At 73.8% G+C, this 16,026-nt stretch carries 11 protein-coding genes; 9 read left to right on the plus strand and 2 right to left on the minus strand.

Annotation, left to right across the window (positions count from 1 at the left end; genetic code table 11):
- Positions 1-12 precede the first annotated feature (12 nt).
- Positions 13-1,269 carry a PucR family transcriptional regulator gene (locus IF83_RS0121450; RefSeq protein ID WP_030546563.1) on the minus strand — a complete coding sequence of 419 codons (1,257 nt, stop codon included), beginning with the start codon at positions 1,267-1,269 and terminating at the stop codon, positions 13-15.
- Between the two features lie 173 nt (positions 1,270-1,442).
- Here IF83_RS0121450 and IF83_RS0121455 point away from each other — a divergent pair, with 173 nt between their 5' ends.
- From IF83_RS0121455 to cimA, 7 genes are all read left to right on the plus strand, one after another.
- On the plus strand, positions 1,443-2,369 hold the full coding sequence (locus IF83_RS0121455) for a proline dehydrogenase family protein (protein WP_030546565.1): 927 nt from the start codon (positions 1,443-1,445) through the stop codon (positions 2,367-2,369).
- A gap of 101 nt (positions 2,370-2,470) precedes the next feature.
- Complete coding sequence (pruA, locus tag IF83_RS0121460; protein ID WP_030546567.1) at positions 2,471-4,102, plus strand: L-glutamate gamma-semialdehyde dehydrogenase; 1,632 nt, start codon at positions 2,471-2,473, stop codon at positions 4,100-4,102.
- 237 nt (positions 4,103-4,339) lie between these two features.
- The gene (locus tag IF83_RS0121465; protein WP_078843709.1) at positions 4,340-7,981 is read left to right on the plus strand and encodes a phosphodiester glycosidase family protein; all 3,642 of its coding nucleotides are present in this window, start codon (positions 4,340-4,342) and stop codon (positions 7,979-7,981) included.
- Positions 7,982-8,262: 281 nt separating this feature from the next.
- Positions 8,263-8,403 (plus strand): hypothetical protein, encoded by a 141-nt coding sequence (locus tag IF83_RS34145; protein WP_167343616.1) that lies wholly within the window; start codon positions 8,263-8,265, stop codon positions 8,401-8,403.
- A 95-nt stretch (positions 8,404-8,498) separates the two neighbouring features.
- Positions 8,499-9,542 carry a 3-isopropylmalate dehydrogenase gene (locus IF83_RS0121475; RefSeq protein ID WP_030546572.1) on the plus strand — a complete coding sequence of 348 codons (1,044 nt, stop codon included), beginning with the start codon at positions 8,499-8,501 and terminating at the stop codon, positions 9,540-9,542.
- Between the two features lie 304 nt (positions 9,543-9,846).
- Positions 9,847-10,947, plus strand: a complete 1,101-nt coding sequence (locus IF83_RS0121480; RefSeq protein ID WP_030546574.1) for a branched-chain amino acid aminotransferase — start codon at positions 9,847-9,849, stop codon at positions 10,945-10,947.
- A 407-nt stretch (positions 10,948-11,354) separates the two neighbouring features.
- Positions 11,355-12,974 (plus strand): citramalate synthase, encoded by a 1,620-nt coding sequence (cimA, locus tag IF83_RS0121485; protein WP_030546576.1) that lies wholly within the window; start codon positions 11,355-11,357, stop codon positions 12,972-12,974.
- A gap of 103 nt (positions 12,975-13,077) precedes the next feature.
- On the opposite strand, the gene IF83_RS0121490 is transcribed toward cimA, so the two are convergent.
- A complete protein-coding gene (locus tag IF83_RS0121490; protein WP_030546578.1) occupies positions 13,078-13,737 on the minus strand; it encodes a YceI family protein in 660 nt (219 codons plus the stop codon).
- 288 nt (positions 13,738-14,025) lie between these two features.
- Between IF83_RS0121490 and IF83_RS0121495 the strand changes: the two genes are divergently transcribed.
- Together IF83_RS0121495 and IF83_RS0121500 are read left to right on the plus strand one after the other, a co-directional pair.
- Entirely contained in the window at positions 14,026-15,609 is a 1,584-nt protein-coding gene (locus tag IF83_RS0121495; RefSeq protein WP_030546580.1) for an acyl-CoA carboxylase subunit beta, read from the plus strand.
- 23 nt (positions 15,610-15,632) lie between these two features.
- Entirely contained in the window at positions 15,633-15,845 is a 213-nt protein-coding gene (locus IF83_RS0121500) for an acyl-CoA carboxylase epsilon subunit (RefSeq protein ID WP_030546582.1), read from the plus strand.
- The last annotated feature ends 181 nt before the right edge of the window (positions 15,846-16,026 follow it).

Below are 16,026 nucleotides of genomic sequence, written 5' to 3' on the forward strand. Positions count from 1 at the left end.
TCTTCCACGGGCTCACAGCCGGGCGCGCTTGAGGGCCATGTGGAGCAGCAGCCGGTCCTCGCCCTCGGCGAGGTCGAGCCCGGTCAGCGCGGCAACCCGCGACAGCCGGTAGTAGAGCGTCTGCCGGTGGATCGCCAGGGCCGCCGCCGCACGGCCGGCCTGCCCGGCGCAGTCGAGGAACACCTCGGCGGTCCTGGCCAGTTCGGCGTGTTCGGGACGGAGCAGCCCGGCGACGGCCGGATCGGGCACGGCGGCCGGGGGCAGTTCCGTCAGGGTCCGGTACGGGCCGATCGTCTCCCAGCGCGCCACCGGGCCGAGCCGGGGCTCCGCGCGCGCGGCGCGGGCCGCGGCCAGCGCCTCCCGCCAGGCGCGGGGCAGCTCCTCCAGTCCGTGCCGGGGCGCTGCGGTGCCCGCCGCGGCGCCCGCCGCTTGGGGGGAGCGCAGCAGCCGTTCCGCCACGGCGCCCGCCGGTCCGGGGGAGTCCGCCGGCCGCGGGCGGACGAGCACGGCCAGGCCCTGGTCCGGTACGGCGCAGACGGCCAGCGCGCCCGGCAGCGCGGAGAGCCCCGGCACCGGACCCCCGTCCTCCGCGTCCCGTACGGCCGGCGCCCAGGGCGCCACGGCGGCCAGGGCCAGCGGACCGTCCGCCGCGCCGCCCAGCCGGGCCCGCAGCTCCGTGCGCGCCGCCTCCCGGTCGACCGCCGGGCCGGTGAGCAGATCCCGCAGCAGCTCGCCGAGTTCGGCCCCGGCGCGCGCCTCGGCGGCGAGCAGCTCCCCGATCCGGGCGGCGGTCTCCATGGCCCGTTCGATCCGGGGGTCGGGCGGGCCGCCGCGGGTGCCGGTCTCCAGATCCGCCAGATGGCCGTCGTCCAGCAGCCAGACATAGCCGAGCACGACGCCCCGGTGGCGCACGGGGAGGCAGATCCGGCCGATGAGCACCCCGGCCGAGGGGTCCGGGGGGATGCGGACCGGCCCGGTGGCCCGGCCGATGCCGAACGCCTCGAACCAGGCCCGTACCGCGGAGGTGGAGCGGCGGTGCAGGATCGAGCGGGTGCGGACCGGGTCCAGCGCCGGGGCGCCCGTCCGGGCGCCCGCCCCGCCGGCCTCTCCGCTGTCCGTGCCGTTCCCGCCGTTCCCGGCGTCTCCGCCGTCTCCGCCGTCGTCGTGGGCGCCGAAGGCGATCAGGCGGAAGTCGCGGTCCTCCAGGGTCGCGGGGGCCGCCAGCACCGCCGAGATCTCGTCCACCAGCTGCTGGTAGTCGCCGCGCATACCGCCGCCTTTCCCGGTTCGGACTCCATTCTCATACATCTGTATGAGATCGGGGCCACGGGGACGTGACAGCTGTCGATGGCGGGCGGGCCGCGGATTTCCTACGTTGCACGGAGGTTCTCCCCGCCCGCCGGAATCCCCGCCGGCGGCCGTCCCGCCCCCGGAGGTGCCCCGTGCTGGGACCCGTGCTCCTCGCCGCCGCGCGCAGTACCCGCGTCCGGCGTCTCGTCTCCTCCACACCGGTCACCCGCCCGGTCGTGGACCGCTACATCGCGGGGGAGCGGCTGGACGACGCGGTGAGCGCCGTCCGCACGCTCACTGGGCGCGGCCTGGAGGTGACCCTCGACCACCTCGGCGAGGACATCACCGACCCGGCCGAGGCCCGGCGCAACCGGGACGCGTACCTGGCGCTCTGCGAGGCCCTCGCCGGGCTGGGTCTGGGGGAGCGGGTTGAGATGTCGGTGAAGCTCTCCGCCTTCGGACAGGCGCTGCCCGGCGGCCACGACCTGGCCCTGGCGAACGTCACCCCGGTGGTCGAGGCGGCGGCGGAGGCCGGGACGACCGTCACCCTGGACATGGAGGACCACACCACCGCGGACTCCACCCTGGCGGTCCTGCGCGAGCTGCGCCCCCGCTTCCCGCGGACCGGCGCCGTGCTGCAGTCGTACCTCTTCCGCACCGAGGACGACTGCCGCGCGCTGGCCGGGGAGGGCTCCCGGGTGCGGCTGGTGAAGGGCGCGTACAAGGAGCCCGCGAGCGTGGCGCACCAGCGGCGGCGCGAGGTGGACCGGGCGTTCGTCCGCTGTCTGGGCATCCTCATGACCGGGCAGGGATACCCCATGATCGGCTCGCACGACCCGCGCATGGTCGCCATCGGCCAGGAGCTGGCCCGCCGGGCCGGCCGCAAGCCCGGCGAGTACGAGTTCCAGATGCTGTACGGCATCCGGGAGGCGGAGCAGGCGCGGCTGGCGGCCGAGGGGCACCGGATGCGCGTGTACGTCCCCTACGGCACCGACTGGTACGGCTACTTCATGCGCCGGCTGGCCGAACGCCCGGCGAACGTGGCGTTCTTCCTGCGCTCCCTGGCCGGCCGCGGCTGACGTCCGGCCGCCCGGCCCGGGCGGGCACGCACCCCGTACCCCCTGCTCCGTACACCCCCGCACATCCCGCACATCCCGCAACGAAGGAGACAACGGCCATCATGGACGCTGTGACCCAGGTCCCCGCGCCGGTCAACGAGCCGGTGCACACCTACGCACCCGGCAGCCCCGAGCGCGCGCGGCTGGAGGCGAAACTCAAGGAGCTGGCCGACAACCCGGCCGACCTGCCGATGACCATCGGCGGCGTCCGGCGGATGGGCGGAGGCGAGCGCTTCGACGTCGTCCAGCCGCACGACCACGCGGCGCGGCTCGGCACCGCCGCCCACGCCACCGTCGAGGACGCGCGCGACGCGGTGGACGCCGCACTGGCCGCCGCACCGGCCTGGCGCGCCCTCTCCTTCGACGACCGGGCCGCGGTCTTCCTCCGGGCCGCCGAACTGCTGGCCGGTCCGTGGCGCGAGACCATCGCCGCCTCGACGATGCTGGGCCAGTCCAAGACCGTCCAGCAGGCGGAGATCGACGCGCCCTGCGAGCTGATCGACTTCTGGCGCTTCAATGTGCACTACGCCCGCCAGATCCTGGCCGAGCAGCCGGTGACCAACTCGCCCGGGGTGTGGAACCGGACCGACCACCGGCCGCTGGAGGGGTTCGTCTACGCGATCACGCCCTTCAACTTCACCGCCATCGCGGGCAACCTCCCCACCGCCCCCGCCCTGATGGGCAATGTGGTGGTGTGGAAGCCCTCCCCGACCCAGACCCACGCCGCCGTGCTGCTGCTGCGGCTGCTGGAGGAGGCCGGGCTGCCGCCGGGCGTCATCAACCTCGTCACCGGCGACGGCCTGGCCGTCTCCGAGGTGGCCCTCGCCCACCCCGACCTGGCGGGCATCCACTTCACCGGCTCCACCAAGACCTTCCAGTACCTGTGGAAGACGGTCGGCGAGAACATCGGGACGTACAAGACCTACCCGCGGCTGGTCGGCGAGACCGGCGGCAAGGACTTCATCGTCGCCCACCCCTCCGCCGACCCGGCCGTGCTGAGGACCGCGATGATCCGCGGCGCCTTCGAATACCAGGGCCAGAAGTGCTCGGCCGCCTCCCGCGCCTATGTGCCGCGCTCGCTGTGGGAGGGCGGGCTGCGCGAGGAGCTCACGGCCGAGGTCGAGGCGCTGCCCATGGGGCACCCGGCGGACCTGTCGAACTTCCTGGGCGCCGTCATCGACGCGCGCGCCTTCGCCAAGAACAAGGCGGCCATCGACCGGGCGAAGTCCGACCCCACGATCGAGGTGGTGGCCGGCGGCACCTGTGACGACAGCACCGGCTACTTCGTCCGCCCGACCGTTCTGGTCTCCACCGATCCCTCGAACGAGATCTTCCGTGAGGAGTACTTCGGCCCGATCCTCGGCGTCTTCGTCTACGAGGACGGGGAGTACGAGGCGATGCTGGCGCAGATGGAGTCGGCCGCCCCGTACGGCCTGACCGGTGCCGTGATCGCGCAGGACCGCGCGGCGGCGGCCGCCGCCTGCGAGACCCTGCGGTTCGCGGCGGGCAACTTCTACATCAACGACAAGCCGACCGGCGCCGTCGTCGGCCAGCAGCCCTTCGGCGGCGGGCGGGCGTCCGGCACCAACGACAAGGCGGGCTCCAAGCAGAACCTGACGCGCTGGACCTCCACCCGCTCCATCAAGGAGACCCTGGTGCCGCCGGTCGATCACCGGTACCCGCACATGGGCTGAGCGTCCGGCAGCGGCCGGGAGGCCCCGCACACCCCCTGCCCGGGTGTGCGGGGCCTCGGCCGTGGGGCGTGGTGCCCGTCCGTCCGTCAACCCACTGTTCCCCGGTCCGCCCGATACGGAGTCTGGCGGACCGGCGGTCTCCGGCGGCAGCCTGGGAGCGGCACCACCCCGCGCGACCGAACGACCGCACTTCCGTGGCACCACATCCGGGAACGACCGTCCAGGGCAGGGGGATCCATGCCGTTCGCCGCATTCCGCACCGGGAGACACCGCCGCAGACGCCGGCCGGGGGAGCGGCGGGGGGCCGCCGCCGTCCTCGTCACCACCGCCGCGCTGGTCCTCGGGGCCGTACCGCCCGCCACCGCCACCGGCACCGCTACGGATTCCGCTTCCGTCACCGCCGCCGCTTCCGCTTCCGACACCGATCCCCGGCCCGTCTCCCCGGCGGATGCCCTCCGCCCACTCGCGCCGCCGCCCGCCCGCGGCCCGTCCGGCGGTCCGGCGGCCGCCGCCGGCGCCCGGGAGGCGGCCGGTCCGGAGACGGTGGAGACCGCCCGCGGCACCCGGCCCGTCGCCCCCGGGGTCGAACTGACCTCGTTCGACCGGCTGACCCCCGGGAAATGGCTGCGCGCCGACGCGCTCACCGTCGACCTCACCGCAGGCGCCCGCGTGGACTACCTCTCCTCGGGAGAGGTCTCACGGCGCACCACGGTCTCGGAGCAGGCCGCCGCGCACGACCCGGGCCCGGGCCGCCGTACCGTCGCCGCGATCAACGCGGACTTCTTCGACATCGACGCGACGGGGGCGCCGCTGGGCCCCGGCATCCGGGAGGGCCGGCTCACCCACTCCGGCACCGCGGACAACCACGTGGTGGCCGGGTTCGGCCCCGGAGCCGCCGGCCGCATCCTCGGCCTGTACTTCGACGGCACGGTAACCCTCCCCGGCGGGCCCCGCGCCCTCGGGGCGTACAACGCCGCCCGGGTGCCGGAGGACGGCATCGGCCTCTACACGCCGCAGTGGGGCGGGGCCGACCGGGCGCTCACCGTCCCCGGAGCCGAGCGGGTCACCGAGGTCGTCCTGGTGGACGGCCGGGTCCGCTCGGCCGGTGACGGGCCCGGCAGCGGCCCGGTCGCGGACGGCAGCACCGTCCTGCTGGGCCGGGACGCCGGCGCGGACGCCCTGGCCGCACTGCGGCCCGGCGATCCGGTCGACGTGGAGTACGCGCCCCGCACGGACGGCGGCCCGGTCCCCCGCACGGCCGTCGGCAGCCGGGGCCTGCTGGTGGTCGACGGTGAGCCGCAGAACTGGGAGGGCCGGCCCAACAACGCCACCGCCCCCCGCACCGCCGTCGGCTTCTCCCGGGACGGCAGCACCCTGCACGTCCTCACCCTGGACGGCCGGCAGGCCGACAGCGGCGGGGTCACCCTCACCGAACTCGCCCTGATGATGAAGGAGCTGGGCGCCCACAACGCGCTCAACCTGGACGGCGGCGGCTCCTCCACCCTGCTCGCGCGCCGGCCCGGCGCCACCCGGCCGCGGGTGGAGAACAGCCCGTCGGACGGCGCCGAACGCCCGGTGCCGAACGGCCTCGCCGTCACCGCGCCGGCCGGCAGCGGGCGGGCCACCGGCTTCCGGGTGGAGACGGCCACCGCCCCGGAGACCGCGCCCACCACCGGACCGGTCCTCGGCGGCCGGCCGGACCGCGTCTTCCCCGGCCTCACCCGCGCCCTGCGCGCGACCGGCCACGACGAGACCTACGGGCCCGCGGCCGGCCGCCCGCACTGGCACGTCCGCTCCGGCGGAGCCGGCCGGGTCGACCAGCGGGGCGTGTTCACGGCCCACCGTCCCGGCCGCGCCGAGGTGGAAGCCCGGCTCGGCGGCGCGCGGGGTTCGGTGGGGCTGGAGGTGATCGGCCCTCTCCGGCGGCTCGTCCCCACCGCCCCCCGGGTCGGCCTGGCGGACTCCGCGGCGACCGGCACCTTCGGCCTCACCGGCCTGGACGCGCACGGCACCGAGGCCCCCGTCGAACCGGCCGATGTCCGCCTGAAGTACGACCGTTCGCGGTTCTCCGTCACCCCCGACGGGCGCGGCTCCTTCACCGTGGCCGCCCGTGCGGGGGCCGGCGGCTCCGGCCGGATCGAGGCGGTCGTGCGGGGCCGCACGGCCGTCATCGGCGTCACCATCGGCCTGGAGGAGCGGCAGGTGACCGGGTTCGAGGACGCGGCGGACTGGACGTTCACCCACGCCCGCGCCGCCGGCTCCGTCGCCGCCGCCCCCGACGGCCACGACGGCACCGGCCTGCGCCTGAGCTACGACTTCACGCGCTCCACCGCCACCCGCGCCGCCTACGCCAACCCGCCCGCCCGGATCCCCGTCACCGGGCAGCCGCAGTCCTTCCGGCTCTGGATCAAGGGGGACGGCAAGGGGGCCTGGCCCTCGCTCCACCTCGTCGACGCCCAGGACACGAGCCTGGTGCTCCGCGGGCCGTTCATCACCTGGACGGGCTGGCGGGAAGTGGAGTTCGAGGTGCCGCCCGGCACCGTCCACCCGCTGCGGGTGCGCCGCTTCTACCTCGCCGAGACCGACCCGCTGAAGCAGTACACCGGGGAGATCGTCGTCGACGGCCTGACCGCCCGGGTGCCCCCGGACATCGACCTGCCCGCGGCGGAGCCGGTACCGGATCCGCTCATCGCGGGCGCCGCGGAGACCGGACGCCGCGACTGGCGGTTCGCGGTGCTCTCCGACGCCCAGTTCACCGCCCGGGAACCGGACGGCCCGCTGGTCCGCCAGACCCGGCGCACCCTCCGCGAGATCAAGGCGTCCGGCCCCGAACTGCTGCTCGTTGACGGAGACTTGGTGGACGAGGGCTCGGCCGCGGACCTCGCCCTGGCCCGCCGGGTCCTGGAGGAGGAGCTCGGCAGTGCGGTGCCCTGGGTCTATGTGCCCGGGAACCACGAGGTGATGGGCGGCTCCATCGACCTGTTCGAGAAGGAGTTCGGCCCCGGACACCGGGTCTTCGACCACCGGGGCACCCGGTTCATCACCCTCGACACCTCCCGGCTGACCCTGCGCGGCGGCGGACTCGCGCAAGTGCGGGCAGTCCGCGCCGAACTGGAGCGGGCGGCCGCCGACCCGGGCACCGGCTCCGTGATCGTCGTCCAGCACGTACCGCCGCGCGACCCCACCCCGCAGCGCGCCTCCGAGCTTGCCGACCGCAAGGAGGCCGCCCTGCTGGAGAGCTGGCTGGCGGACTTCCGCCGTGCCAGCGGCAAGGGGGCCGCTGTCATCGGAGCCCACGCCGGCGTCTTCCACGCCTCACGGGTGGACGGGGTCCCGTATCTCGTCAACGGCAACTCCGGGAAGGCGCCCGCCGCGCCGCCCGGCCGGGGCGGGTTCACCGGCTGGTCCACCGTCGGCGTCGACCGTGTCACGGACGCCGAGCGGGAGCGGGCCCGGCAGCGGCCCTGGGAGGGCGGCCCGGACTGGATATCCGTCCGCACCCGCCCTCATGTCGACGGTCTGCGCCTGGACGGCCCCGCCGGGCTGCCCGCGGGGGAGACGGCCCGGATCACCGCCGCGGTGACCCAGGGGGAGGGGAGTACGGCGCGGGAGGTGCCGGTCGGCTTCCCGGTGAGCGCGGACTGGACCGGCTCACCGAATCTGCGCATCGGCTCCCCGGACGGCGCCCGGCCGTGGCACGCCGCCGCGTACGACCCGGGGACCGGGACGCTCACGGCGCTGCGCCCGGCCACCGTGGTGCTGGCGGTGACGGTGAACGGCGTCACCGAGCGCCGGGAGCTGAGCATCGCGGCACCGGTCCCGTACCGGTCCCCGGCCGCTGTCACCGCCGGCGGGAGGAGCACCGCCGCCGTGGGCTGAACGCGGCCCGGGAGACGTCAGGCGGCCCTCCGTCCGTCGCGGTACGGAGTCAGCCGTCTCAGATAGTAGGAAGTCCGAGTAATTGTGGAGACAGCGCGGCTCGGCTGTCCTAGCGTTGTAGGAAGCCGAGCTTGTCGCTGATCCAGCGGCCGGCGGACGCGGGCCGTGCCTCGCAGGCGATCCCTGCCGCACGTCGTTGCCCCCCGCCCCTCTCCGGTGTTCCCCGCGCTCCCCGCACCCCTTCGTGCCTTCCGTTCCCTCCCGCATTGGAGACGTGCCCCATGAACGCGACCGCAGCCCGCGCCCGCCGCCGCACCGCTTCCCGTACCGCCGACAGCACCGCGCGGCAGGAAGCCGCCGCCGCTCTGCAGCGCGCCCTCGACCGCCGGGACAACGGCGGCGCCACCGGCCACGACCACTGACCGCAACGGCCCGCCCCCGGTGTCCGCGCCCCCTCCGATGACCGCATCGTGGACGCGACATGTCATCAAATGGGACGCGGAGTAGGGTGCCCGGCATGTCTCGCAGCATCGATCTCGCAGTGATCCCCGGTGACGGCATCGGCGGGGAGGTCGTGGCCCAGGGCCTGAAGGTCCTGACCGCGGTGCTCCCCCAGGATGTGAAACTGGAGACCCACCGTTACGACCTGGGCGCCAAGCGCTGGCACGCCACCGGCGAGACCCTGCCGGACGGTGAGCTGGAGTCGCTCCGGCGCCACGACGCCATCCTGCTCGGCGCCATCGGCGACCCGTCCGTCCCCTCCGGTGTGCTGGAGCGGGGGCTGCTGCTGAAGCTGCGCTTCGCCTTCGACCACTACATCAACCTCCGCCCCTCGAAGCTCTTCCCGAACACGGCCACCCCGCTGGCGGGCCGCCCGGACATCGACTTCGTCGTCGTCCGCGAGGGCACCGAGGGCCCGTACACCGGCAACGGCGGCAGCCTGCGCACCGGCACACCGGCCGAGGTGGCCACCGAGGTCAGCCTGAACACCGCGTACGGGGTGGAGCGGGTCGTCCGCGACGCCTACGAGCGGGCCGCCGCCCGACCGCGGAAGAAGCTCACCCTGGTCCACAAGAACAATGTGCTGGTCCACGCCGGCCATCTGTGGAAGCGGATCTTCGACGCCGTCGGGGCGGAGTATCCGCAGGTCACCACCGACTACCTGCACGTCGACGCGGCGACGATCTTCTTCGTCACCCAGCCCGAGCGGTTCGACGTGATCGTCACCGACAACCTCTTCGGCGACATCCTCACCGACCTCGCCGCGGCCGTCACCGGCGGCATCGGGCTGGCGGCCTCCGGCAACATCAACCCGACCGGCGCGTTCCCGTCGATGTTCGAGCCGGTCCACGGCTCGGCCCCGGACATCGCCGGCCAGGGCAAGGCCGACCCCACGGCCACGATCCTCTCCGTGGCCCTGCTCCTGCGGCACCTCGGCCACGGCGCCGAGGCGGACCGGATCGAGACCGCCGTGGCCGAGGACCTCGCGGCCCGCAGCCCCGAGCGGCCCCGCACCACCGACGAGATCGGCGACGCCCTCGCCGCCCGGGTCTCCGGCTGACGGCTACCGTCCGGCGGTTCCCAACTCCGCGGTCCGCGGCCCCCGTTCCCCGGCGGAACGGGGGCCGCGGACGCGCCCGTGCCCCGCACGCGGCAGCAGGGCCGCTGACAAGCGCTGTGCCGGGGTGCGACCATCGGTCCCGGTCCGTGCCGCCCGCCGGTCCGGGACGACCGGTTTCCTCTCCCCGGCCCCATTCGCGATAATCGGATGACGCGGCCGCTTCGCGAGAAACTCGGACGTCCTACGAACGCCGGTGGCGATGTGCGCGGACCGCCACGACTCACCACGGTGAAGGACAGCAGACATGACGACGCCCACGATCGAGCTCAAGCCCTCCTCGCATCCGCTGCCCGACGCGGAACGTGAGGCGATCCTGGCCAACCCCGGCTTCGGCCGCCACTTCACCGACAACATGGTGACGATCAAGTGGACCGAGGGCCGCGGCTGGCACGACGCCGAACTCGTCCCCTACGCGCCGCTCTCCCTCGACCCGGCCAATATGACGCTGCACTACGCGCAGACCATCTTCGAGGGACTGAAGGCCTACCGGCAGCCCGACGGCTCCGTCGCCACCTTCCGCCCCGAGGCCAACGCCGAGCGCTTCCGCGCCTCCGCCCGCCGCATCGCCATGCCGGAACTGCCCACCGAGCTGTTCCTCGCCGCCGTCGACGCCCTCATCACCCAGGACAGGGCCTGGGTGCCCGGCACGGGCGAGCAGTCCCTCTACATCCGGCCGTTCATGTTCGCCACCGAGGTCGGCCTCGGTGTCCGTCCCGCGAACGAGTACCTGTTCCTCGTCATCGCCTCGCCCGCCGGCGCCTACTTCCCCGGCGGTGTGAAGCCCGTCTCCGTCTGGCTCTCCGAGGAGTACGTCCGGGCCGCCCCCGGCGGCACCGGCGCCGCCAAGGCCGGCGGCAACTACGCCGCCTCCCTCGTCGCCCAGGCGCAGGCCGCCGAGCAGGGCTGCGACCAGGTGGTCTGGCTGGACGCCATCGAGCGCCGCTGGATCGAGGAGATGGGCGGCATGAACCTGTACTTCGTGCACGGCGGCCCGGACGGCAAGCGCCGTATCACCACCCCCGAGCTCTCCGGCTCCCTTCTGCCCGGCATCACCCGCGCCTCCCTGCTGCGGATCGCCGCCGACCTCGGTTACGAGGTCGCCGAGGAGCGCATCTCCGTGGAGGACTGGCGCAGCGGCAACGCCGACGGCTCCCTGACCGAGGTCTTCGCCTGCGGCACCGCCGCCGTCATCACGCCCGTCGGCTCGGTGAAGTCCGCCCGCGGCAACTGGACCGTCGGGAACGGCGAACCCGGCGAGGTCACCATGCAGCTCCGCAAGGCCCTCCTCGACGTCCAGACCGGCGCGGCCCCCGACCCGCACCAGTGGATGCACCGCGTCTGCTGACAGCCGCGGGTCCCGGTGCGGGGCGCGACCGGCCCGACCGCCGGTGGCACGGATGCCGTGCCACCGGCGGTTTCCGGACAACTGCCCGCATCCTGAGACAGTAGGGAGCGCCGGGGCGCGGATGTGCCAGACTGCCCCCGTGCTCTCGTTCGCCACGATTATTGGCAGCAGGCGCGCCGGTCCGCAGTGACCGCTGAACCGCAGCAGAACGGCGGCAGCGGACACCGTGTCCCAGGACCCGCGCGCAGACCTCTCGCACCCGCGAGAGGTTTTTTCGTTTTCCGGCCCACCCCATGCCGGTACACGGAGCGCGGGGATCAGTGGAGGACGGTGGAACCGGTTCCCCCCTGCCCCTCGCAGGGGGGATCCCAGGTAGACCGAGATCCCGACAGGAGTTCGGAAGAGTCATGACGGACGCAAGCGGCCCCGCTCCGGGGGACGACAGTTTCCACGTCTTCGACACCACGCTGCGCGACGGAGCGCAGCGCGAGGGCATCAATCTCACCGTCGCCGACAAGCTGAAGATCGCGCGGCATCTGGACGACTTCGGTGTGGGGTTCATCGAGGGCGGCTGGCCCGGCGCCAACCCGCGGGACACGGAGTTCTTCCAGCGCGCCCGCGAGGAGATCGACTTCCGGCACGCGCGGCTCGTCGCCTTCGGTGCCACCCGCAAGGCGGGCGTACGGGCGGAGGACGACCCGCAGTTGAGGGCCCTGCTGGACTCCGGCGCCCCGGTGGTCACGCTGGTCGCCAAGTCCCACGACCGCCATGTCGAGCTGGCCCTGCGCACCAGCCTCGACGAGAACCTGGCGATGATCCGGGACACCGTCGCCCATCTGCGGGCCGAGGGCCGGCGGGTCTTCCTCGACTGCGAGCACTTCTTCGACGGCTACCGCGCCAACCCGGGCTACGCCAAGCAGGTCGTCCGCACGGCGTACGAGGCGGGGGCCGACGTGGTCGTGCTCTGCGACACCAACGGCGGGATGCTGCCGGCGCAGATCCAGGCCGTCGTGGCCACCGTCCTGGCCGACACCGGGGCGCGGCTGGGCATCCACGCCCAGGACGACACCGGCTGCGCGGTGGCCAACACCCTGGCCGCCGTGGACGCGGGCGCCACCCACGTCCAGTGCACCGCCAACGGTTACGGCGAGCGGGTCGGCAACGCCAACCTCTTCCCGGTCGTCGCCGCTCTGGAGCTCAAGTACGGGCGCCGGGTCCTGCCCCCGGGGGCGCTGGCGGAGATGACCCGCATCTCGCACGCCATCGCGGAGGTCGTCAACCTCACCCCCTCCACCCATCAGCCCTACGTGGGGGTCTCCGCCTTCGCGCACAAGGCCGGTCTGCACGCCTCGGCGATCAAGGTGGATCCGGATCTCTACCAGCACATCGACCCGGAACTGGTCGGCAACACCATGCGGATGCTGGTCTCCGACATGGCCGGCCGCGCCTCCATCGAGCTCAAGGGCAAGGAACTGGGCATCGACCTCGGCGGCGACCGCGATCTGATCGCCCGGGTCGTGGACCGCGTCAAGGAACGGGAGCTCGCCGGCTACACGTACGAGGCGGCCGACGCGTCCTTCGAACTGCTGCTCCGGGCCGAGGTGGACGGCCGGGCCCGCCGCCACTTCCGCACGGAGTCCTGGCGGGCCATCGTCGAGGACCGGCCGGACGGCACCCACGCCAACGAGGCCACCGTGAAGCTGTGGGCCAAGGGGGAGCGGATCGTCGCGACCGCCGAGGGCAACGGCCCGGTGAACGCCCTGGACCGGGCGCTCCGGGTGGGCCTGGAGCGGATCTACCCGCAGCTGGCCGGAATGGAGCTCGTCGACTACAAGGTGCGGATCCTGGAGGGCCGGCACGGCACCGGGTCCACTACGCGGGTCCTGGTCACCACCCAGGACAGCGAGGGGGAGTGGTCCACCGTGGGTGTCGCCGACAACGTCATCGCGGCGTCCTGGCAGGCCCTGGAGGACGCGTACACCTACGGCCTGCTGCGGGCGGGCGTGGAGCCCGCGGAGGAGCTGTAGCGCCGCGGCGGAACACCCGCGCCCCGGCCGGATGGTTCCGGCCGGGGCGGGTGCGGGGGAGGGGGTACGAGGCCGCGCCGCCCGGGAGCGGCACGGGGCGGGATCAGGCGGCGGGCCCGGCCGGCGCGGTCTTGACCGCCGAGATGTCGAAGGTCAGCTTCACCTTGTCGCCGACGAGGACACCGCCGGCCTCCAGGGCCGCGTTCCAGGTCAGGCCCCAGTCGGAGCGCAGGATCTGCGTGCTGCCCTCGAAGCCGACGCGCTCGTTGCCGTAGACGTCCGTGGCGGCGCCGTTGAATTCCAGGTCGATGGAGAGCGGGCGGGTGACGTCCTTGATGGTGAGGTCCCCGGTGACGCGGTAGACGTCCTCGCCCACCGGCTCCACGGCGGTGCTGCGGAAGGTCATCAGGGGAAAGGCCTCCGCGTCGAAGAAGTCGCCACCGACGAGGTGCTGGTCGCGGTCCTTGTTGCCGGTGTCCACACTGGCGATCCGCACCTCGACCGAGGCGGTGGAGCGGGCCGGGTCGGAACCGTCGAGACGCAGCCGGCCCTCGTGGTCGCCGAAGGAGCCGCGCACATTGGTCACCATCGCGTGCCGCACGGTGAAGGCGATGTCGCTGTGGGCGGGGTCGATGGTGTAGTCGCCGGTCAGGGCGGCGAGGCCGGGAGCGGCCGGAGGGGTGGCGGTCGCGGTGCCGGCGGTCGTGGTGGCGGTCGTGGCGCTTTCGGTGCTGCGGGTGCTCTTGCGGGTGAACAGAGCCATGGCTCCTCCTCGGCTGGAATCAGGACGGGATGGCGTCCGATGTTGTTTATCGTTCAACAAGTTCGACTGTAGAGGGTGATGGTTCAAAGTTCAAGTACCACTCCCGGCCGGTCCGCCGTGGCCGGTCCGTCGGTGCCTCTTTGTGGGAACCCCACATCCCAGGGGCGCGGCAGTAGTCGAGGGCCGGCGTGACAAGACCGGTTCTGTCCAAGCCGGCCAGGAATTGGCGGTGGAGACTGTGTGGAATCTACGGGCGGTTTCGCGGACCGGGTTTCGTAGGGTCGATACATGACCCTTCTGGACGAGACGCCACCCGAGGCGAGCGATGCCCGTGGGCGGGTGGCCGAACTGCGCGCCATCCGCGAGCAGGTCCGGCGCGGCCCGAGCGACCGGGCCACCGAGGCACAGAAGGCCAAGGGCAAGCTGACCGCCCGCGAGCGGATCGACCTCCTCCTGGACGAGGGCTCCTTCAACGAGGTGGAGCCGCTGCGCCGGCACCGGGCCACGGGCTTCGGCCTGGAGGCCAGGCGCCCGTACACCGACGGCGTCATCACCGGCTGGGGGACCGTGGAGGGCCGGACGGTCTTCGTCTACGCCCACGACTTCCGCATCTTCGGCGGCGCGCTGGGCGAGGCCCACGCCACCAAGATCCACAAGATCATGGACATGGCCATCGCCGCCGGAGCGCCGCTGGTCTCCCTGAACGACGGCGCCGGCGCCCGGATCCAGGAGGGCGTCAGCGCCCTCGCCGGCTACGGAGGCATCTTCCAGCGGAACACCCGCGCCTCCGGCGTGATCCCGCAGATCTCGGTGATGCTCGGCCCCTGCGCCGGCGGCGCGGCCTACAGCCCCGCCCTCACCGACTTCGTCTTCATGGTCCGCGAGACCTCGCAGATGTTCATCACCGGCCCGGACGTCGTCCGTGCCGTGACCGGCGAGGAGATCAGCCAGAACGGCCTCGGCGGCGCCGATGTGCACGCCGAGACCTCAGGGGTGTGCCACTTCGCGTACGACGACGAGGAGACCTGCCTCCACGAGGTCCGCTACCTGCTGTCACTGCTGCCGCAGAACAACCGGGAGAACCCGCCCGCGGCGCACTCCGACGACCCGGCCGACCGGCGCGGCGAGGCCCTGCTCGACCTGGTCCCGGCCGACGGCAACCGCCCGTACGACATGCGCAAGGTCATCGAGGAGCTCGTCGACGACGGCGAGCTGCTGGAGGTCCACGAGCGCTGGGCCACCAACGTCATCGTGGCGCTGGCCCGCCTCGACGGCCAGGTCGTCGGTGTCATCGCCAACCAGCCGCAGTCCCTCGCGGGCGTGCTGGACATCGAGGCCAGCGAGAAGGCCGCGCGCTTCGTCCAGATGTGCGATGCCTTCAACATCCCGCTGCTGACCCTGCTGGACGTCCCCGGCTTCCTTCCGGGCGTCGCCCAGGAGCACGGCGGCATCATCCGGCACGGCGCCAAGCTGCTCTACGCGTACTGCAACGCCACCGTTCCGCGGATCTCGGTGATCCTGCGGAAGGCGTACGGCGGCGCGTACATCGTGATGGACAGCCAGTCCATCGGGGCCGACCTCACCTACGCCTGGCCGACCAACGAGATCGCCGTCATGGGCGCCGAGGGCGCCGCGAACGTCGTCTTCCGCAAGCAGATCGCCGACTCCGAGGACCCCGAGGCCATGCGGGCCGCGATGGTCAAGGAGTACAAGGCCGAGCTGATGCACCCCTACTACGCCGCCGAGCGCGGCCTGGTCGATGACGTCATCGACCCGGCCGAGACCCGCGAGGTGCTCATCCGGTCCCTGGCCATGCTGCGGACCAAGCACGCCGACCTGCCCTCCCGCAAGCACGGCAACCCGCCGCAGTAACGGCAGTCACGGAGAGAACACCCATGAACGCAGCCAACTTCCTGCGCGTCGAGAAGGGCCAGGCCGGCCCCGAGGAGCTGGCCGCCCTCACCGCCGTCCTGCTCGCCCGGGCCACGGCGCCGGCCCACCACGGCCCGCGCCGCCACGCCCCGGCCCGTCCGCACCGCACGGCGCCCCGCTGGCACCGCCCGGAGCGCGGCCCCGGCTTCCGGGCGCCGCACAGCTGGCAGGGCTGAGAACGGCGCGCCGGGGCGGCCGAGCGGCCGCCACCGGACGCGCGGCGCCACGACACCCACGGCTCCCACGGCGGGCCCCCCCCCCCCCCCCCCCGCCCCCCCCCCCCCCGGGCCCGCCCCCGGGGCGCGCGCCCCGCCCCGGAACCCCGCCGTTCGTCGCGTTCCCCCGCACCGCCGGTCC

Origin of the sequence: Streptomyces albus subsp. albus, from assembly GCF_000719865.1 — a bacterium.
Taxonomy (GTDB): Bacteria; Actinomycetota; Actinomycetes; order Streptomycetales; family Streptomycetaceae; genus Streptomyces; species Streptomyces albus_E.

What these genes read in the sequence shown, in the direction of transcription:
- pruA (WP_030546567.1), top strand. Translation starts at nt 2,471, where the DNA reads ATGGACGCTGTGACCCAGGTCCCCGCGCCGGTCAACGAGCCGGTGCAC.
- IF83_RS0121475 (WP_030546572.1), top strand. Translation starts at nt 8,499, where the DNA reads ATGTCTCGCAGCATCGATCTCGCAGTGATCCCCGGTGACGGCATCGGC.
- cimA (WP_030546576.1), top strand. Translation starts at nt 11,355, where the DNA reads ATGACGGACGCAAGCGGCCCCGCTCCGGGGGACGACAGTTTCCACGTC.
- IF83_RS0121500 (WP_030546582.1), top strand. Translation starts at nt 15,633, where the DNA reads ATGAACGCAGCCAACTTCCTGCGCGTCGAGAAGGGCCAGGCCGGCCCC.
- IF83_RS0121450 (WP_030546563.1), bottom strand. Translation starts at nt 1,269, where the DNA reads ATGCGCGGCGACTACCAGCAGCTGGTGGACGAGATCTCGGCGGTGCTG.
- IF83_RS0121490 (WP_030546578.1), bottom strand. Translation starts at nt 13,737, where the DNA reads ATGGCTCTGTTCACCCGCAAGAGCACCCGCAGCACCGAAAGCGCCACG.
- IF83_RS34145 (WP_167343616.1), top strand. Translation starts at nt 8,263, where the DNA reads ATGAACGCGACCGCAGCCCGCGCCCGCCGCCGCACCGCTTCCCGTACC.
- IF83_RS0121465 (WP_078843709.1), top strand. Translation starts at nt 4,340, where the DNA reads ATGCCGTTCGCCGCATTCCGCACCGGGAGACACCGCCGCAGACGCCGG.
- IF83_RS0121495 (WP_030546580.1), top strand. Translation starts at nt 14,026, where the DNA reads ATGACCCTTCTGGACGAGACGCCACCCGAGGCGAGCGATGCCCGTGGG.
- IF83_RS0121480 (WP_030546574.1), top strand. Translation starts at nt 9,847, where the DNA reads ATGACGACGCCCACGATCGAGCTCAAGCCCTCCTCGCATCCGCTGCCC.